The sequence below is a fragment of the Mycobacterium sp. M23085 genome, from assembly GCF_045343915.1.
Taxonomy (GTDB): Bacteria; Actinomycetota; Actinomycetes; order Mycobacteriales; family Mycobacteriaceae; genus Mycobacterium.
On sequence record NZ_CP174280.1, the window covers coordinates 5,436,109 to 5,453,144 of the forward strand.

At 68.9% G+C, this 17,036-nt stretch carries 18 protein-coding genes; 8 read left to right on the forward strand and 10 right to left on the reverse strand.

Features of this window, described 5'->3' with window-relative positions; genetic code table 11:
* Window positions 1–6 precede the first annotated feature (6 nt).
* Genes ACIUM1_RS25315 through ACIUM1_RS25330 form a run of 4 tightly spaced genes read right to left on the reverse strand, consistent with a single transcriptional unit; the run spans window position 7 to window position 3,091 of the window.
* Window positions 7–771: an adenosylcobinamide-GDP ribazoletransferase gene (locus ACIUM1_RS25315; protein ID WP_406815213.1), complete on the reverse strand. Its 765-nt coding sequence runs from the start codon at window positions 769–771 to the stop codon at window positions 7–9.
* A complete protein-coding gene (gene cobT, locus ACIUM1_RS25320) occupies window positions 768–1,841 on the reverse strand; it encodes a nicotinate-nucleotide--dimethylbenzimidazole phosphoribosyltransferase (protein ID WP_406817859.1) in 1,074 nt (357 codons plus the stop codon). The genes ACIUM1_RS25315 and cobT overlap by 4 nt, the downstream gene beginning before the upstream one ends.
* Complete coding sequence (locus tag ACIUM1_RS25325) at window positions 1,838–2,374, reverse strand: bifunctional adenosylcobinamide kinase/adenosylcobinamide-phosphate guanylyltransferase (protein WP_406815214.1); 537 nt, start codon at window positions 2,372–2,374, stop codon at window positions 1,838–1,840. Before ACIUM1_RS25325 ends, cobT begins: the two co-directional genes overlap by 4 nt.
* Window positions 2,375–2,401: 27 nt before the next feature.
* Window positions 2,402–3,091 carry a DUF3043 domain-containing protein gene (locus ACIUM1_RS25330; RefSeq protein WP_406815215.1) on the reverse strand — a complete coding sequence of 230 codons (690 nt, stop codon included), beginning with the start codon at window positions 3,089–3,091 and terminating at the stop codon, window positions 2,402–2,404.
* Window positions 3,092–3,282: 191 nt separating this feature from the next.
* Between ACIUM1_RS25330 and ACIUM1_RS25335 the strand changes: the two genes are divergently transcribed.
* The gene (locus tag ACIUM1_RS25335; RefSeq protein ID WP_406817860.1) at window positions 3,283–4,359 is read left to right on the forward strand and encodes a glycerate kinase; all 1,077 of its coding nucleotides are present in this window, start codon (window positions 3,283–3,285) and stop codon (window positions 4,357–4,359) included.
* A gap of 96 nt (window positions 4,360–4,455) precedes the next feature.
* A complete protein-coding gene (locus ACIUM1_RS25340) occupies window positions 4,456–4,815 on the forward strand; it encodes an iron-sulfur cluster assembly accessory protein (protein ID WP_007770699.1) in 360 nt (119 codons plus the stop codon).
* Between the two features lie 59 nt (window positions 4,816–4,874).
* Here ACIUM1_RS25340 and ACIUM1_RS25345 read toward each other — a convergent pair whose 3' ends face one another.
* The gene (locus ACIUM1_RS25345) at window positions 4,875–5,567 is read right to left on the reverse strand and encodes a hypothetical protein (RefSeq protein WP_406815216.1); all 693 of its coding nucleotides are present in this window, start codon (window positions 5,565–5,567) and stop codon (window positions 4,875–4,877) included.
* Between the two features lie 184 nt (window positions 5,568–5,751).
* Between ACIUM1_RS25345 and ACIUM1_RS25350 the strand changes: the two genes are divergently transcribed.
* A complete protein-coding gene (locus tag ACIUM1_RS25350; RefSeq protein ID WP_406815217.1) occupies window positions 5,752–6,723 on the forward strand; it encodes a carbohydrate kinase family protein in 972 nt (323 codons plus the stop codon).
* Between the two features lie 78 nt (window positions 6,724–6,801).
* Here ACIUM1_RS25350 and asnB read toward each other — a convergent pair whose 3' ends face one another.
* A complete protein-coding gene (asnB, locus tag ACIUM1_RS25355; RefSeq protein WP_406815218.1) occupies window positions 6,802–8,760 on the reverse strand; it encodes an asparagine synthase (glutamine-hydrolyzing) in 1,959 nt (652 codons plus the stop codon).
* A 157-nt stretch (window positions 8,761–8,917) separates the two neighbouring features.
* Here asnB and ACIUM1_RS25360 point away from each other — a divergent pair, with 157 nt between their 5' ends.
* From ACIUM1_RS25360 to ACIUM1_RS25375, 4 genes are all read left to right on the forward strand, one after another.
* Window positions 8,918–10,018, forward strand: a complete 1,101-nt coding sequence (locus tag ACIUM1_RS25360; protein WP_406815219.1) for a cytochrome c oxidase subunit II — start codon at window positions 8,918–8,920, stop codon at window positions 10,016–10,018.
* Between the two features lie 13 nt (window positions 10,019–10,031).
* The gene (locus ACIUM1_RS25365; RefSeq protein ID WP_406815220.1) at window positions 10,032–10,451 is read left to right on the forward strand and encodes a cytochrome c oxidase subunit 4; all 420 of its coding nucleotides are present in this window, start codon (window positions 10,032–10,034) and stop codon (window positions 10,449–10,451) included.
* Between the two features lie 187 nt (window positions 10,452–10,638).
* On the forward strand, window positions 10,639–11,628 hold the full coding sequence (locus ACIUM1_RS25370) for an MmpS family transport accessory protein (RefSeq protein WP_406815221.1): 990 nt from the start codon (window positions 10,639–10,641) through the stop codon (window positions 11,626–11,628).
* Window positions 11,628–12,278, forward strand: coding sequence for a DUF2561 family protein (locus ACIUM1_RS25375; protein WP_406815222.1), 651 nt, complete (start codon window positions 11,628–11,630; stop codon window positions 12,276–12,278). Before ACIUM1_RS25370 ends, ACIUM1_RS25375 begins: the two co-directional genes overlap by 1 nt.
* On the opposite strand, the gene ACIUM1_RS25380 is transcribed toward ACIUM1_RS25375, so the two are convergent.
* Window positions 12,275–12,541, reverse strand: a complete 267-nt coding sequence (locus ACIUM1_RS25380) for a winged helix-turn-helix transcriptional regulator (RefSeq protein WP_406815223.1) — start codon at window positions 12,539–12,541, stop codon at window positions 12,275–12,277. The two genes, ACIUM1_RS25375 and ACIUM1_RS25380, sit on opposite strands and share 4 nt — an antisense overlap.
* Before the next feature lie 142 nt (window positions 12,542–12,683).
* Between ACIUM1_RS25380 and ACIUM1_RS25385 the strand changes: the two genes are divergently transcribed.
* Window positions 12,684–13,253 (forward strand): carboxymuconolactone decarboxylase family protein, encoded by a 570-nt coding sequence (locus tag ACIUM1_RS25385; protein WP_406815224.1) that lies wholly within the window; start codon window positions 12,684–12,686, stop codon window positions 13,251–13,253.
* A gap of 9 nt (window positions 13,254–13,262) precedes the next feature.
* Here the strand turns inward: ACIUM1_RS25385 and ACIUM1_RS25390 are convergent, their stop codons facing one another.
* The 3 genes from ACIUM1_RS25390 to ACIUM1_RS25400 are packed head-to-tail and all read right to left on the reverse strand — an operon-like array spanning window position 13,263 to window position 17,022.
* Window positions 13,263–14,960 (reverse strand): cytochrome bc complex cytochrome b subunit, encoded by a 1,698-nt coding sequence (locus ACIUM1_RS25390; RefSeq protein ID WP_406815225.1) that lies wholly within the window; start codon window positions 14,958–14,960, stop codon window positions 13,263–13,265.
* Window positions 14,957–16,168: a ubiquinol-cytochrome c reductase iron-sulfur subunit gene (locus tag ACIUM1_RS25395; RefSeq protein ID WP_406815226.1), complete on the reverse strand. Its 1,212-nt coding sequence runs from the start codon at window positions 16,166–16,168 to the stop codon at window positions 14,957–14,959. The genes ACIUM1_RS25390 and ACIUM1_RS25395 overlap by 4 nt, the downstream gene beginning before the upstream one ends.
* Complete coding sequence (locus tag ACIUM1_RS25400) at window positions 16,165–17,022, reverse strand: c-type cytochrome (RefSeq protein WP_406815227.1); 858 nt, start codon at window positions 17,020–17,022, stop codon at window positions 16,165–16,167. The genes ACIUM1_RS25395 and ACIUM1_RS25400 overlap by 4 nt, the downstream gene beginning before the upstream one ends.
* Window positions 17,023–17,036: the final 14 nt, after the last annotated feature.

A 17,036-nucleotide genomic window follows, 5' to 3' on the forward strand; every position in this document is an offset into this window, starting at 1 on the left:
CGGGCGTCAGAACCAGACCAGTCCCGCGAGCAGCACCGCGCTCACCGTCGTGGTCAGTTCGATCGCGGCGCCCAGCACGTCGCCGGTGATGCCGCCGAATCGGCGCACGCAGTGCCGCACCAGGATCGCGCCACAGCCCAGGCCCACCAGCACCGCCACCGGTCCCTGCCAGGGCCGCGTCCCGGCCGGCAGCGAGGCGGCCAGCAGCACCGCGATCCAGGCCGCCACCACCGCGGTCGGCTGGCTTCCGGCGACCCGGACGCCCAGGGCGCTGCCGTCGGCCGCCGGCACGGACCGGTGACCGGCCAGCACCGCGGTCACCCGGCCCGCGAAGACCGCCACGGCAATCCCGAGCACCCCGGTGATGGCCCGGTCCGTGCCGCCGAGCGCCGAAAACGCCTGCGCCTCAAGCATGATCACCATGACCACGGCCGCGACGCCGAACGGTCCGGTCGACCCGTCGCGCATCACCGCCAGCGCCCGCTGCGGCGGCCCGTAACACCCCAGGCCGTCGGCGGTGTCGGCGACGCCGTCGAGGTGCAGGCCGCGGGTCGCAAGCAGCAGCGCCACGACCGCGAGCAGACCGGGCAGCGAACTGGTCCGGCCGAATACCTGCACCCCACCCCAGGTGACGGCCGCGGCCAGCGCCCCCAGGGCCGCGCCCACCACCGGCAGCGCGGTCATGGCGCCGCGGCCGATCGGCGCGGTGCCGCCACCCGGCACGGGCAGCACCGTGCCGAACGCGAAAGCCGTTGCCAGCGAACGCATCATGACGGGGGAGCGGCCTGGGGTGGACTTCCGGAGCGGTTGGACACCCCGGCCTGGGTGAAGGTCGCCATGGACGACAGGGCGGCCACCGCGGCGCGCAGCACCGGCAGCGCGACCGCAGCGCCGGTGCCCTCGCCGAGCCGCATCCGCAGGTCGAGAATCGGCTCCAGATCGAGCGCCGTCAACGCCAGCCCGTGAGCCGGCTCGGTGGACCGGTGACCGGCCTGCCACCACATCCGGGCACCCGGCGCCAGGTGCTCGGCGACCAGCGCGGCCGCCGTCACCGCCAAGCCGTCGAGCAGCAGCGGTGTGCGCCGGACCGCGGCCTGGGCGCAGAAACCCGACAGCGCGGCCAGGTCGGCGCCGCCGGCGCAGCGCAGCAGCGCCACCGGATCGGGCAGCACCTGCCGCGCGCGAAACAGGGCGTCGCGCACCGCGGCCGTCTTGCGGGCCCAGCCGGCGTCGTCGATCCCGGTGCCGAAGCCCACCGCCACCACCGGCTCGGCGTTGATCAACGCCGCCACCAATACCGCTGCGGCCGTGGTATTTCCGATCCCCATGTCGCCCGCGATCAACAAGTCGGCCCCGGCGTCGACCTCCTCGTCGGCGATGGCCGCGCCGGCGGCCAGCGCCCGCACGGTCTCCTCGTCGGTCAACGCGTCCTCAACCCGGATGTCGCCGCTGGCGCGCCGCACCTTGTGGGCGCCGATCCGGTCGGTCAGCGGGTCGGCGTCGACCGCCAGGTCCGCGACGCGCACCCCCGCCCCGGCGATGTCGGCCAGGGCGTTGATCGCGGCCCCGCCGGCCTCGAAGTTGGCGACCATCTGCGCGGTCACCTCCGGCGGGTAGGCCGACACCCCGCAACGGGCGACTCCGTGGTCACCGGCGAACACCACCACCCGGGCGCGCTCGAATTGCTTTGGCGGGCAATGCCCCTGGCACGACGCGACCCACACCGACAAATCCTCCAGGCGGCCCAGCGCGCCCCGGGGCTTGGTCAGGGTGTCCTGGCGGGCACGCGCGGCTGCGGCGGCGCCCGCATCCGGCGGTGAGACGGCGGCGAATTCCATCAGGCCCCCGCCGGTTTGATCGGCACCGGCTGACCGGCCACCACCAGCACCACCCGGTCGCACAACCGCGCGAGGCGCTGGTTGAGGCCGCCCAACTCGTCGGCGAACCGCCGCCCGGAGGCGGTGGCCGGCACGATCGTCAACCCGACCTCCGGGCTGACCAGCACCAGCGGGGAACCGAAATCGCCGACGGCGGCCAGCAGGTCATCGACGGCAGCCGCCACCGAGCCGCCGGCCCAGGCGTCGTTGCGGTCCAGCGCGCAGGTCAGCCAGGTGCCCAGATCATCGACCAGCGTGGGAGTTCCTGGCGATTGACGCAATTGCGTTGCGACGTCGTCGGTTTCGATCGTCGACCAGTGTGCGGGCCGGCGCCGCCGATGCTGGGCGATCCGGTGCGCCCAGGCCGCGTCGTCGTGGCCGGCCGGCCCGGGCGCCAGGTAGTGAACCGGCTGCCCGGGCGGCAACCCGTCGGCGATGGCCTGCTCCGCCCACTGCGATTTGCCTGACCTGATCCCGCCGAGCACCAGGGTGCGCACCGGTGTCAGCCCGCCTTCCGGCGGGCTCTATTCGACACTGCTGCCGTGCTTGACCTGGGGCCGCGGCGCCCGCAACCGGCGCATCTGCGACGCCCGTCCTGCGGCGTAAAGGCCGAGCTTCCAACGGCTTTCGGTGTTGTTCGGGAACTTCGCGTCGACCAGTCTGCTGACCTTGCGGCCCAGGATCAGCCCGTCGACGCTCATCACGGCCATCAGCACCAGCATCGCCGGTGACACCCACAGCTGCAGCTGCGGAACGCCGAACATGACGAACATCAAAAACAGGGTCGACGGCATGAACAGGCCGAGCAGGTTGCGCCGCGCGTCCACCACATCGCGCACGTAGCGGCGGATGGGACCCTGGTCGCGCGGCAACAGGTAGCCCTCTTCGCCGGCCATCATCTTTGCCCGGCGTTCCGACATGCCGGCGCGGCCGGCGGCCTTGGCGGCCCGGCGCTCCTCGCGGCTGAGCTTGGGACCCGCTAGCGATTTACGCCGGGCGCGCGCCTCGGCGGCCGTCATGGGCGCGGGCGCCACCGGCCCCTTCCTGGGGTTACGACGGGCCTCGCTGCGCTTGGGCGTCGGGCGGCCCTTGCGGCCGGTCCGCTGCGCCTCGCGGGTGGCACCGGCGGCGCCAGCAACGCCGGAGGCGGCCGACGAGGCCGGGCTCTCGTCGAGGTCGATGTCCTGGCCCTTCTTGCGGCCCAACAGCTTCACAGAGGCCAGGTTACTTCGCGGCCGACACGCGCCGGAATTCGCCTGGAATGCCTTCCTATTAGACCTGCGTTAGTGCGCTGGTTGGCCCTACTCTTACACGTGATGAACGGCAGCCTTTGATGGACGACGGGTCGATGGCCTCGGATGATGATGGTCCCGGCCTGGCCCCCGGCCGCCTTCAGTTGCCGGCCATGCAGGTGCTGGTAGCTCCGGACTGCTACGCCGACAGCATGTCGGCCGTCGAAGCTTCGGCCGCCATCGCGACGGGCTGGACCCGGTCGCGTCCCGGCGATCGATTCATCGTGGCCCCGCAATCCGACGGCGGCCCCGGCTTCGTCGAGGTGCTGGCCAGCCGGCTGGGCAAGAAGCGCCGGCTGCGGGTGTCCGGACCGCTGAAAACCATGGTCGAAGCGGAATGGGTGTTCGATGGCGGCTCGGCCACCGCCTACCTGGAGTGCGCCCAGGCGTGCGGGCTGGCGCTGATCGGCGGACCGCCCACCCCGGAGACCGCCATGGCGGCCCACAGCAAAGGCGTCGGGCAGCTGATCGCCGAGGCGCTGCGGGTCGGGGCGACCCGCATCGTGGTCGGATTGGGCGGCAGCGCCTGCACCGACGGCGGGCAGGGCATGATCGCCGAGCTAGGCGGCCTGGACACCGCCCGCCGGCAACTGGGCAACGTGGAGCTGATCGCCGCCTCCGACACCGAATACCCGCTGCTGGGGCCGTGGGGGGCGGCGCGGGTGTTCGGGCCGCAGAAGGGCGCCGACACGGCCACCGTCGCGGCGCTGGAGGTTCGCCTGCAGGCCTGGGCGCTGATCCTGGAAGCGGTGGCCGGACGAGACGTGAGCGCCGAGCCGGGAGCGGCGGCCGCCGGCGGCATCGGGGCCGGGCTGCTGGCGCTGGGCGGGCGCTGTGAGTCCGGAGCGGCCATCATCGCCGAGCACACCCGGTTGTCCGACGACCTGGACACCGCGGAGCTGATCGTCACCGGTGAGGGCCGGTTCGACGAGCAGTCCCTGCACGGGAAGGTGGTGGGCTTTCTGGCCGACGCCGCCCGGCCGCGGGGGATCCCGGTGGTCGTGCTGGCCGGGCAGGTGGACTTGGACAGCGCGACGGTGCGTTCGTCGGGCATCATGGCCGCGTTGTCCATCGCCGAGCACGCCGGATCGGTGCGGCTGGCGCAGGCCGACGCGGCCAACCAGCTGATGGGACTGGCATCCGTGGTTGCGGCGCGACTCGGGAATAGCGGTCCCGCAAGGTACCGTTGAGGTAGTGGACTTTCGGCGGTCCGGATCGCCCGGCGTGAGCTGGTGATTTCGGGCTCGATCGACCCCCACCCAACGATGAGGCATGTAGGAGAAGTAATGACGGTGCAAAACGAGTCGAACGCCACGACGACCCACGGCGTGATCCTGACCGAGGCCGCCGCCACCAAGGCCAAGTCCCTGCTGGACCAGGAGGGTCGCGACGACCTGGCGCTGCGCATCGCGGTGCAGCCGGGTGGCTGCGCCGGCCTGCGCTACAACCTCTTCTTCGACGACCGGGCGCTGGACGGCGACCTGACCGCGGAGTTCGGTGGCGTGAAGCTGACGGTGGACCGGATGAGCGCGCCCTACGTCGAAGGAGCGTCCATCGACTTCGTGGACACCATCGAGAAGCAGGGCTTCACCATCGACAACCCGAACGCCACCGGCTCGTGCGCCTGCGGCGACTCGTTCAACTGATCGGTTAAATCCCGCGATATCCGTCAGCCGGGCTGTGCAGTCCGGCTGACGGATCGCGTTCAGTACGAGCCGCCGGTGCGCAGCACGTACGAGCAGACCATGATCTGGCCGCGCTGGAACAGCAGTTGCGCGATGCCCTGCACCTGTCCGTGCATCGGGCCGCCGCCGGCCGGCGTCACCCGCATCGTGAACAACGCCTGAGCCTGGTACTGGGACAGGTAGACGATCTTGTCGATCGACGTCAGCTCGACCTCGGAGAACTGCTTGCGGAACGCGTCGCTGCTGAGCTTGGCCAGGGCCTGGTCGGACCGCTTGTCCTGGACGCCGTCGTACAGGCCGCACAGCGCGTTGCGAGCGATCTCGTTGATGTCGCGGTGCTCCAGCGCGTCCAGGTAGCCCTGGATGGCCGTCTTGGCCGCGCCCTCGGAGAACCTGGCGCCGGTATTGGCCCCGTTGGTGCGGACCCCGTACACGATGGCCACCGTCAGCACCGCGGCCAGCGCGATGGCCAGCGCGACGCCGACGATCAGCCGCCGCTTGGACCGCTGCGGCGGGTAGGGCAGCGGCCCCGGCGGCTGCCCGGCATAATTGGCGGAGGAATGTCCTGACTGCGCAGCGTGGGCGAAGCCCGGGTCACCGGTGTTGGGGTCATCGGGGAACTCGAGTGGCTGGGATTCGTTTCGGGACTCATGTCCGCTCGGTCCGCTATTGCCGCTGCCGACGGTGTGGTTCGGCGAGTGCGGACCTGCCATCGTGGTTCTCCTACGGTGGTAGACGGGACTGTAAGCCGGGTTGCGGCCCGAGCAATGTGATCCCGGCGACTTGAGTGAGTTCCCTAGGGAGGCTAGCGCACACCCTCGCGCCGACCGTGCAGACAGCGACGGTCGAGACCCGTGAGTAAGCTAGATAACCTTACTAACGGAGGATGGAGTTTTCGTGACGATCGCGGTGACAGGTTCGATTGCGACCGACAATCTGATGCGGTTCCCCGGCCGGTTTTCCGAGCATCTGCTGGCCGAGCACCTGCAGAAGGTGTCCCTGAGTTTTCTGGTTGACGACCTGGTGATTCACCGCGGCGGCGTGGCGGGCAACATCGCCTTCGCCATCGGCGTACTGGGCGGCGACGTCGCGCTGGTCGGTGCGGCCGGCGACGACTTCGGCGAGTACCGCGAATGGCTGCAATCGCACGGCGTCAACTGCGACCACGTGCTGATCTCGGAGACCGCGAAAACCGCGCGCTTCGTCTGCACCACCGACGAGGACATGGCGCAGATCGCATCCTTTTACCCCGGCGCCATGTCGGAGGCCCGCAACATCAAGCTCGCCGACCTCGCGGCGGCGGGCAAGCCCGACCTGGTGATCATCGGGGCCAACGACCCGGCCGCGATGGTGGTGCACACCGAGGAGTGCCGCAGCCTGGGCCTGCCGTTCGCCGCCGACCCGTCCCAGCAGCTGCCCCGCCTGTCCGGCGCGGAGATCGACAAGCTCGTCGACGGGGCGGCCTACCTGTTCACCAACGACTACGAGTGGGAGCTGCTGCTCTCCAAGACCGGCTGGTCCGAGGCCGACGTGCAGCAGAAGGTCGACCTGCGGGTGACCACGCTGGGCGCCAAGGGCGTCGACATCGTCGAGCGCGACGGGACCACCACCCACGTCGGCGTGGTGCCCGAGACCAGCCAGACCGACCCGACCGGCGTGGGTGACGCGTTCCGGGCCGGTTTCCTGACCGGCCGCACCGCCGGGCTGAGCCTCGAGCGGTCGGCGCAGCTGGGCTCGCTGGTCGCGGTGCTGGTGCTGGAGTCCACCGGCACCCAGGAGTGGACGTGGGACCCCGCGGTGGGCAAGACCCGGCTGGCCGACGCCTACGGCGAGGAGGCGGCCGCCGAGATCGCCGCGGTGCTCGCCTAGCGCGACGCGTCGCGAGCGTAGCCACACCGCGATTTTCGGCGAGAATTTTCGCAGCCTGGTTACGCTCGCGATCCCGGCCTAGAGCTGGACCGGATAATGCGGCTCACTGATCTGCGGTACCACGCTGCCTTCGACGAAGATCGCGTGCCAGAGCATGAAGATCAGCAGCGTCCACAGCCGGCGGCTGTGATCGCTGACGCCGTTGCGGTGCTCGTCGAGCATCCGGCGCACGGCGGTCTTGTCGACCAGGGGATCGGCCTGTGACGAGTCCACCATCGCGTAGGCCCACTCCAGCAGCTCGCCGGCGCGCAGCCAGTGCCGGATCGGGACCGGAAAGCCGAGCTTGGGCCGGTGCAGCACGTGCGCGGGAACGATCGGCTCCAGCGCGCGCCGCAGCGCGTACTTCGTCGTCGTACGGGTGATCTTCGCCTCGACGGGCAACCGCGAGGCGACGGCGAACACCTCGGGGTCCAGGAACGGCACCCGAAGCTCCAGGGAGTTGGCCATGGTCATCTTGTCGGCCTTGACCAGGATGTCGCCGCGCAGCCAGGTGAACAGGTCGATGTGCTGCATGCGTGCCACCGGATCCCAGCCCGCCGATCCGGCATACACCGACCGCGTGACGTCGGTGTGGGTCCATTCCGGGCGGAATCCCGGCAGCACGTCGCGCAGCTGCGCGTCGGAGAAGCTGCGGGCATTGCCGTAGTAGCGCTCTTCGAGCGTCAGCGAGCCGCGATGTAGCAGGCTCTTGCCCCGCATGCCCTCCGGCAGGGGCTTGGACACCTTGCCCATCGACCGCCGCAGTGGTCGCGGCAGATAGTCGAAGGGCTTGAGCGACAGCGGTTCCCGGTAGATCGTGTAGCCGCCGAACAACTCGTCGGCGCCTTCCCCGGACAGCACCACCTTGACGTGCTTACGGGCCTCCCGGGCGACGAAGAACAGCGGCACCAGCGCGGGGTCGGCGACCGGCTCATCGAGGTACCAGACGATTTCGGGCAGGGCGGCGACGAACTCGTCGGGGGTGACCACCTTGGCGATGTGGCGAGCCCCGATCGCCTCGGCCGAGGCCACCGCGACGTCGATCTCCGAGAAGCCCTCACGCTCGAAACCGGTGGTGAACGTGATCAGCCTGGGGTTGTGGCGGATGGCCAGTGCGGCGATGGCGGTGGAGTCGATGCCGCCGGACAGGAACGCCCCGACCGTGACGTCGGCGCGCATGTGCTTGGCCACCGAGTCCTCGAGCACCGCGGTGATCTCGTCGTAGCGGGCCTGTTCGGTGTCGCGGGTCATCGGCACCGCGGCGAAGCGCGGCACGAAATACCGGGTGATCTCCGGTTGCGGCCGGTCCGGGCGGATCCGGGCGTAGCAGCCCGATTCCAGCCGGCGCACCCCTCGGTGCAGCGTCTCGGGCTCGGGCACGTACTGCAGGACGGTGTAGTGCTGCACGGCGCGTTCGTCGATCGCGGTGTCGAAGCCGATCAGCTCGGTCAGGTCCAGCAGGCACTTCTTCTCGCTGGCCACCGCGGTGCCGCCGGGGCCGGTCGCCATGAACAGCGGCTTGATGCCGAAAGGGTCACGGGCGCAGAACAATTCGCGGGTGACGGTGTCCCACAGCGCGAACGCGTACATGCCGCGCAGCCGGGTCAGGACGTCACTGCCCCAGTAGTGATATCCGGCGACGATGGCCTCGCCGTCACCGTCGGTGGCGAAGGCGGCGCCGTGCCGGGTGGCCAGTTCGTCGCGCAGCTCGAGGTAGTTGTAGATCTCGCCGTTGAACACCAGCACGTAGCGGTCGGGCGCCTCGGGTGGCCCCCACCGCAGCGGCTGATGCGAATGCGCGATGTCGATGATGGACAGCCGGTTGAAACCGAAAACGACGGAACCGTCGCTACCTAGGTCCACCCAGGTGCCCGGCTCGTCGGGGCCGCGGTGACGCATCAAATGCGACGCCCGCGCGATGGCGTCGTCGGCGCGGGCGGCGGCCGCTTCTTTGTCGGAGCCCTCCGGGGCGGCGACGAACGCCAGCAGACCACACACGGCGCCCCAGTATGCCGCACTTGCCGGGTGTGCGTGGACGTCGCACCCGGCACGCCGGGAATGGCCGATCGGGACCGGCGGGCCGGGGTTTCGTCGCCCGGCTCAGGCGCGTGGTCTACGCTGCGTAGTATTCGATATCCGAGCAGGAGGCGCTGACGTGACCCCTCGCGAGCAGGACCGTTCGCAACGTTTGTCGCAGGGCAGGTTTCGGCGCCGTTCGGGGGGCCCGGCGACGGGTCTGTCCCGTCGTCTTCGGCCGTTCGCGCTGGCGGTGACGTTGGGCGTGCTGGCGTTGTTCCTGAGCGGATGCAGCAGCTGGGCGGACGCGCTGGCCCTGGGCTGGCCGCGGGGCATCACCCCGGAGGCGCACCTGAACCGGGAGCTGTGGATCGGCGCGGTGATCGCCTCGCTGGTCGTCGGCGGCATCGTGTTCGGCCTGATTTTCTGGGCGTCGGCCTTCCACCGCAAGAAGGCAACCGACACCGACCTGCCCCGCCAGTTCGGCTACAACATGCCGCTGGAGCTGGTGCTCACGGTGACACCGTTCCTGATCATCTCGGTGCTGTTCTACTTCACGGTCGTGGTGCAGGAGAAGATGCTGCACCTGGCCAAGGACCCCGAGGTGGTGATCGATGTCACCGCCTTCCAGTGGAACTGGAAGTTCGGCTACCAGCGCGTGGCCTTCAAGGACGGCACACTGACCTACGACGGTTCGGACCCGGCACGCAAGAAGGCGATGCTGAGCAAGCCGGAGGGCAAGGACGCGCACGGTGAGGAGCGCGTCGGTGCCGTCCGCGGGCTCAACACCTCGGACCGGCAGTACCTGAACTTCGACAAGATCGAGACGCTGGGATCCAGCGAGGAGATCCCGGTGCTGGTGCTGCCCACCGGCAAGCGCATCGAATTCGACCTGGCGTCCGCCGACGTGGTTCACACGTTCTGGGTGCCGGAGTTCCTGTTCAAGCGCGACGTGATCCCCAACGCCGACGCGAACAACTCGGTGCACGTCTTCCAGACCGAGGAGATCCAGACGCCGGGTGCGTTCGTGGGCCACTGCGCCGAGTTCTGCGGCACGTATCACTCGATGATGAACTTCGAGGTACGGGTGGTGGCGCCCAACGACTTCAAGGCCTACCTGCAGCAGCGGATGGACGGAAAGAGCAACGCCGAGGCATTGCAGGCGATCGGGCAACCTCCGCTCGCGGTGACCACCCACCCGTTCGACACCAAGCGCGGTCAATTGGCCGGAAGCCAGTAGGTTAGGACACCAAATGCATATCGAAGCCAGGCTATTCGAGTTCATTGCCGGGTTTTTCATTTTGGTTGCGGTGCTCTATGGGGTGCTGACCGCCCTCTTCGCCACCGGCGGCGTGGAATGGGCGGGCACCACCGCGCTGGTGCTGACCGGTGGCCTGGCGATGATCACGGCGACCTTTTTCCGCTTCGTGGCGCGCCGGCTGGATACCCGGCCCGAGGACTACGAGGGTGCCGAGATCAGCGATGGAGCAGGCGAATTGGGCTTCTTCAGCCCGCACAGTTGGTGGCCGATTCTGATCGCGCTGTCGGGCTCGGTGGTCGCGGTGGGCATCGCGCTGTGGTTGCCGTGGCTGCTCGCCGCCGGGGTGATGTTCGTCCTGACGTCGGTGGCCGGACTGGTCTTCGAGTACTACATCGGTCCCGAGAAGCACTGATTCGCGGCATAAAGGTCACAATCCGATCACGTGATCGGCTGCGCCGTTCGCCACGACGGCTTTGCTTTTTGGCGTTCGGTAGTGTTTTGCCCAGGCAAACGAGAAGCTTCCCAGCGCGCCCGCACCGATGTGATCGCGGAATCTTGTGCGCAGGTGAGGCAGTCGAACAGGGTAGGCAAAGGCAGAGATGAGCGGGTCGAGACCCCCGGGATGGGATCCTGACGAACCCGACCCTGCCGACCCGATCAGCCACGAACCACATTCCGCCGGTGAGCCGGCTTATGACCTCGAGCCCGGCGCCGAGCCGGACGACGATCTGGAACCCGGCGGTGGCGGCGATGTCGAGGCCGAACCGGAACCCTTCGACGACAGCGCCGAACTGGCCGCCGCGGACCGCGCCGACGAGACGGACGCCTACTCCCGCGCCTACTCGGCCCCGGAGTCCGAGCATTTCACCAGCGGCCCCTACCTGCCGGCCGATCTGCGGCTCTACGACTACGACGACTTCGACGAGCCCGTCGACGCTGAGGACGAGCGCAGCACCGCGCGCTGGCCGTGGGTGGTGGGGGTCGCCGCCATCGTCGCCGCGATCGCGCTGGTCGTGTCGGTGTCCCTGCTGTTCGCGCGCACCGATACCACCAAGCTTGCCAACCCCGGAACCACCACCGCCCCGTCCACGCCGCCGCTGCAGGACGAGATCACGACCACCAAACCGCCACCCCCGCCGCCGCCACCGCCGTCCACCACCGAACCACCGCCGCCCCCGACAGCAACGGAGACCCAGACTGTGACGGTGACGCCTTCTCCGGCACCGCCGCCCCCGCCCGCCCCCGCTCCGGCGCCGCCGCCGGCGACGTCCCCGGCGGCCGCACCACCGCCGCCGCCGCCGCCCACGACGCCGGCCGGTCCGCGCCAGGTCACCTACTCGGTGACCGGCACCAAGGCGCCGGGCGACATCATTTCGGTGACGTACGTCGATGCGTCCGGCCGGCGTCGCACCCAGCACAACGTGTACATCCCGTGGTCGATGACCGTCACCCCGATCTCGCAATCCGATGTGGGCTCGGTGGAGGCGTCGAGCCTGTTCCGGGTCAGCAGGCTGAATTGCTCGATCACGACCAGCGACGGAACGGTGCTTTCGTCGAACAGCAACGACTTGCCGCAGACGAGCTGCTGATGGTCAGCAAATATTCGGCTTATCGGCGTGGCTTGGGCGACGACACCATCGCGCCGGAGGTCATCGACCGCATTCTGATCGGCGCGTGCGCCGCTATTTATCTGGTGCTGCTGGGCGTCAGCGTGGCGGCCGCCGTCGCGCTGGCGGATCTGGGCAGGGGTTTTCACAAGGCGGCCAGCAGCCCGCACACCACCTGGGTGCTGTATGCCGTCATCATCGTTTCGGCGCTGATCATCGCGGGAGCGATCCCCATCCTGTTGCGCGCCCGCCGGATGTCGCAGTCCGAGCCGGCCGCCCAGGCGATGACCGCGCCGGCGCGCGGGCCGGCGCGGCCTCCGGTGCGGCTGGGCACCGGCGCGCTGCGCACCGGAACCGGGCATACCGCCACGTTGCAGACGGCGACGCCGGCCTCGGGCGCCGAGTGGTCGGGCGAGGCGGTGGACCGAGTCTGGTTGCGCGGCACGGTGATTCTGACCGCCGCCATGGGCGCGGCGCTGATCGCGGTGGCGACGGCGACCTACCTGATGGCGGTCGGTCACGATGGCGCGTCGTGGGTCGGATACGGGTTCGCCGGCGTCATCACCGCGGCGATGCCGGTGGTGGAGTGGCTGCACATTCGCCAGCTCCGCGAGGTTGTCGCCGAGGGTTAGCGCCGGCGCGCCCATCGATGAGCCCAGCTGCGCAGCGGCTCATAGGCTGCCAGTAACCCCCGGCCCTCGCGGGTCAGCCGATAGCCGTTGGCGCCGCTCTCGACGATGCCGGCGTCGCGCAGTTCGTGCAGCCGCCGGTTAAGCGCGGTCGCCGAGACTCCGGCGCAGCCTTCCTGCAGTTGGCGGAACGTCATTTCGTCGGATCGCAGTTCCCAGATCACCCGCATCGCCCAGCGTCGCCCGAGTAGGTCGAGTAGGGCCATGATGGGTTCTTTCGGCCGCGCCGGCACAGTCGCAGACTACTGGACCGGGCCGGTGGCGCCGCAGTACTCGCCGGCACTTGTGCTCTTAGTTTCAGAGCACTAGGGTGAGTGCTCTGAAAAACGGAGCACATGGAGGTCGCTCATGTCGCGCACGCCCCGCATCAGCCCGATGGAGCCCCCATACGAACCGAAGATCGCCGAACTACTTGCCAAGTGGATGCCGCCGGGCGGGGCCGTCCCACCGCTTGCATTGTTTCGTACCCTGGCCGTGCACGACGAGCTCGCCGCACGCATGCGCCCGCTCGGTGCGGGGATACTGGGCAGCCGCCTCGTCGATCCGCTGATTCGCGAGGTGATGATCGCCCGGACCTGCGGCCTGAATCGTGCCGAATACGAGTGGGGGGTGCACGCCGTCGCGTTCGGCAGGCCGCTGGGACTGACCGAGGCCCAGCTGTACTCCACCGTGCACGGCGGACCGGGTGACACCTGCTGGAACCGCAAGCAGCGCAACATAATCCGGCTAGCCGATCAATTGCATTACACCGGTACGGTGACCGATGAGCTGTTCGCCGAACTGGCCGCCGACTTCGACCACCGGCAAATCCTGGAGCTGACCGCTACCGCGGGCTGGTACCGCACCATCGCCTACCTGATCGGCGTCGCTGAAGTGCAGCCCGAACCATGGGCGGCATCATTCCCGCCCATCGCTTAGCTTGCCGGCCTAGTGGTGGCCGTTCTCGCCGTTCGTCGAACCGTTCGACGAACCGTGGCCGTCCTGGTGCTCGCGCAGCGCGGTCAGGGCGCGTTGCTCAGAGCCGTGCGCCGCCTCGCGTAATGCCGCATCCTCGGACGCCGGGTCGGCGAACAGGAAGCTGCCACTGCCCGGGGATCCGGCCGAGCCCAACTTGTTCATCTTCTTGGGCAGCGGGGCGCCCTGGTATTCCAGTGGCAGCGGGTGGCCGTGGTCGTCGACTGGGCCCAGCGGCTGGTGCAGCTCGACGTAGGCGCCGTGCGGCAGCCGCTTGATGATGCCGGTCTCGATGCCGTGCTCGAGCACCGCGCGGTCGCTGCGCTGCAGCCCGATGCACCACCGGTAGGTGATGAAGTAGACCACCGGCGGCACGATCACCATGCCGATGCGCCCGATCCACGTCGTCGCGTTCAGCGAGATGTCGAACTTGTACGCGATGATGTCGTTCATCGCGCACAGCGTCAGCAACATGTAGAACGCGATCGCCATCGCGCCGATCGACGTGCGCACCGGCACGTCGCGCGGCCGCTGCAGCAGGTTGTGGTGCGCGTAGTCACCGCTGAACCGCTTCTCCAGGAACGGGTAGACGATCAGCAGACCGAACACGCCACCCATGATCAGCGCCACCCAGACCACCGCCGGAATGGTGTGGTGCCAGAAGTAGAACTCCCATGGCGGCCAGATACGGGCCAGGCCTTCGGTCCACATCATGTAGAAGTCCGGCTGCGAACCGGCCGACACGTGAGAAGGCTTGTACGGGCCCAGGTTCCAAATCGGGTTGATCTGCAGCAGGCCACCCAGCAGGCCCAGCACACCGACGATCGCGGCGAAGAACGCGCCGGACTTGACGGCGAACACCGGCATCACTCGCACGCCCACCACGTTGTGCTCGGTGCGACCCGGGCCGGGGAACTGGGTGTGCTTTTGGAACCACACCATGGCCAGATGCAGCCCGATCAGCGCCAGGATGATTCCGGGCAGCAGCAGGATGTGCAGGGCGTACATCCGCGGGATGATGTAACCCGCTGTCGCGCATTCGTTTCCGACGCCACCGCAGGGGAAGTCACCACCGAACAGGGCCCAGTGCAACCAGGTGCCGATCACCGGCATACCCAACGTGATCGAGGACAGCGCGGCGCGCAACCCGATGCCCGACAACAGGTCGTCGGGCAGCGAGTAGCCGAAGTAGCCCTCGAACATGGCCAGAATCAGCAGCAGCGACCCCACGACCCAGTTGGCCTCGCGGGGGCGCCGGAAGGCGCCGGTGAAGAAGATGCGGGCCAGGTGCACCATGATCGACGCGGAGAAGATCAGCGCGGCCCAGTGATGGACCTGACGCACGAACAGGCCGCCGCGCACCTCGAAGGAGATGTCCAGCGTCGACGCGAAGGCCTTCGACATGTCCACACCGCGCAGCGGCTGGTAGGCGCCGTTGTAGGTGACCTCGGCCATGGACGGGTCGAAGAACAGGGTCAGGTACACCCCGGTGAGCAGCAGCACGATGAAGCTGTACATCGCGATCTCACCCAGCAGGAACGACCAGTGCGTGGGGAAGACCTTGTTGAGCTGTCTGCGGACGGCCGCCGCCGGGTGGTAGCGCGTGTCGATGTCCTCGCCTTGGCGGGCCAGGACATCGCCGATCTTCGGGGGACTCAATTTCGGACTCATGTCGTCGTCCTCTCCCAGAATGCCGGTCCGACGGGCTCGACGAAGTCACCGTTGGCGACCAGATACCCGTCGGTGTCGATGGTGATCGGCAGTTGCGCCAACGCACGCGCGGCCGGCCCGAAAATCGGCTTGGCGAAGTGCAGCGCGTCGAACTGCGACTGGTGGCACGGGCACAAGATCCGGTAGGACTGCTCCTCGTACAGCGAGGCGGGGCAGCCCAGGTGCGAGCAGACCTTGGTGAAGGCGAACAATTCGCCGAAGTTGAAGCTCTCCTGGCCCTGACGTTTGACCACGCGGCCCATGTCGGTGGGCCGAATGCGGATGAGCATCACCGGGTTTCGCACACCTTGGTTGATGGCCCGCAGCTTTTCCTGCGATTCCGGGGTGGTGCCGTCGCCGTCGGACTCCCGCCACGGGAAGACGGTTTCCATGCCGCCGGCGTCGATGTCCTCGGGGCGCATCTTGATGAAAGGCGACGTGGACGCGGAGCCGGTGGCGCGGGCCAGGTAGATGGTCTCGCCGTGGTAGCGCGGGGTCCACCCGGAGGTGAACAGCACGGCCTTCTTGCCGTCGGCGGTCTGCACGACCGGCTTCCACGGGTTCTTGATCAGCCCGCCGGCAAACGCCACCAGGGTCGACAGGCCGAAGGCGCCCAGCCCCATTCCCAGCGACAGGCCGATCAGCTTGCGCCGCCCGACGGTAGAACTCTGGTACGCGTCGGCCAGGTTGGCCACCACCGTCTTGCGGTCGACGTCCCGCGAAGCGCCGTCGTGGCGGTCCTGGATCGAAATCTCTTCGGGGATAAAGCGTTTCTGGTACAGGACGACGCCGATCCCGATCGACAGGATCGCCATTCCGAAGGTCAGCCCGTACAGCGGGGTGGCCAGGTCGTACAGGAAGCTTCCGGCTTCCTCCTTGGGCTTGTACTCCCAGGGCCAGAACAAGAAGATCAGCAGCAGCGCCAGGCCGAAGAAGCCGCCCAGCAAAAGCCACAGGGCGACGCCACGCTCGGCGCGCTTTTCGGCCTTGGTGCCCTCGATCGGCCAACGGGGTTCCTTGAACACCGTTTCGACGCCGTCCATCTTGCCGCCCAGCGCCACCAGTTCCTGCTGCGACATGGCGGCCAGCGCCGCGTCGTCGGGTTCCCTCTCGCCGGTGCCGTGCGGGTTCCCGCCGGTGTCAGAGCCGCGAACGTCCGCCTCACTCATGCTCGTGCCCCAATCCACAGTGCCAGCCCGACGGCGGCGACCATCCCGATGATCCAGGCGGCCATCCCCTCGGGTGCGGGCCCGAATCCGCCCAGGCCGTAGCCACCCGGCTGACGCTCCTCGGTCACCGCCTTGATGTAGCCGATGATGTCCTTCTTGGCTTCGAAAGACAGCTGACGGTCGGAGAACTTCGGCATGTTCTGCGGACCGGTCCGCATCGCCGCCAGGATCTGCTGCTCGTTGGCGGGCTCGAGGTTGGGCGCGTACTTACCGGACGACAGCGCCCCGCCCTTACCGGTGAAGTTGTGGCACGACGAGCAGTTCAGCCGGAACAGGTCGCCGCCGCGGCCCAGGTCCTGGCCGCGCAGCGAGCGCATCGCCAGGCTGCCGTCCGGGTTGCGCACCGTGGTGGGGCCGCCGCCGTTGGCCTGGACGTAGGCGCCCAGCGCGTCGACCTGCCCCTCGTCGAAGATCGGTTCCTTGCGCGGCGCCTGCGCCTCGCCGGTCATCGCCGGCATCCGGCCGGTCGACACCTGGAAGTAGACGGCTTCCTCGCCGACGCCGATCAAGCTCGGCCCGCGGTCGGGGACGCCCTGCAGGTTGGCGCCATGGCAGGACACGCACGACGTGTCGAACAGCTGTTTGCCGGTGCGCAGCAGCGCCGAGTTGGACTCGTCGGCGACGGCCACCTGCGGTCGCGGGGTCAGGATGGCGGCCAGACCGCCGGCGATGGTCAGCGCGATCAGCAGCAACAGACCGCCGGACAGCCGGCGGCGCAGCCGCCGTCGGGAACGGTCACGCTGCCCCTGTGGCGGCTTGGCCGCACCGGATCGGCTAGATCCCAGTTTCTTCAACCGAGCACTCCTGT

Excerpts from the sequence above, each read along its gene's own strand:
- ACIUM1_RS25365 (WP_406815220.1), top strand. The coding sequence starts at position 10,032 with ATGCATATCGAAGCCAGGCTATTCGAGTTCATTGCCGGGTTTTTCATT.
- ACIUM1_RS25340 (WP_007770699.1), top strand. The coding sequence starts at position 4,456 with ATGACGGTGCAAAACGAGTCGAACGCCACGACGACCCACGGCGTGATC.
- ACIUM1_RS25345 (WP_406815216.1), bottom strand. The coding sequence starts at position 5,567 with ATGGCAGGTCCGCACTCGCCGAACCACACCGTCGGCAGCGGCAATAGC.
- ACIUM1_RS25315 (WP_406815213.1), bottom strand. The coding sequence starts at position 771 with ATGATGCGTTCGCTGGCAACGGCTTTCGCGTTCGGCACGGTGCTGCCC.
- ACIUM1_RS25385 (WP_406815224.1), top strand. The coding sequence starts at position 12,684 with ATGTCGCGCACGCCCCGCATCAGCCCGATGGAGCCCCCATACGAACCG.
- ACIUM1_RS25380 (WP_406815223.1), bottom strand. The coding sequence starts at position 12,541 with ATGGCCCTACTCGACCTACTCGGGCGACGCTGGGCGATGCGGGTGATC.
- ACIUM1_RS25370 (WP_406815221.1), top strand. The coding sequence starts at position 10,639 with ATGAGCGGGTCGAGACCCCCGGGATGGGATCCTGACGAACCCGACCCT.
- ACIUM1_RS25375 (WP_406815222.1), top strand. The coding sequence starts at position 11,628 with ATGGTCAGCAAATATTCGGCTTATCGGCGTGGCTTGGGCGACGACACC.
- ACIUM1_RS25335 (WP_406817860.1), top strand. The coding sequence starts at position 3,283 with ATGCAGGTGCTGGTAGCTCCGGACTGCTACGCCGACAGCATGTCGGCC.
- ACIUM1_RS25395 (WP_406815226.1), bottom strand. The coding sequence starts at position 16,168 with ATGAGTGAGGCGGACGTTCGCGGCTCTGACACCGGCGGGAACCCGCAC.
- ACIUM1_RS25390 (WP_406815225.1), bottom strand. The coding sequence starts at position 14,960 with ATGAGTCCGAAATTGAGTCCCCCGAAGATCGGCGATGTCCTGGCCCGC.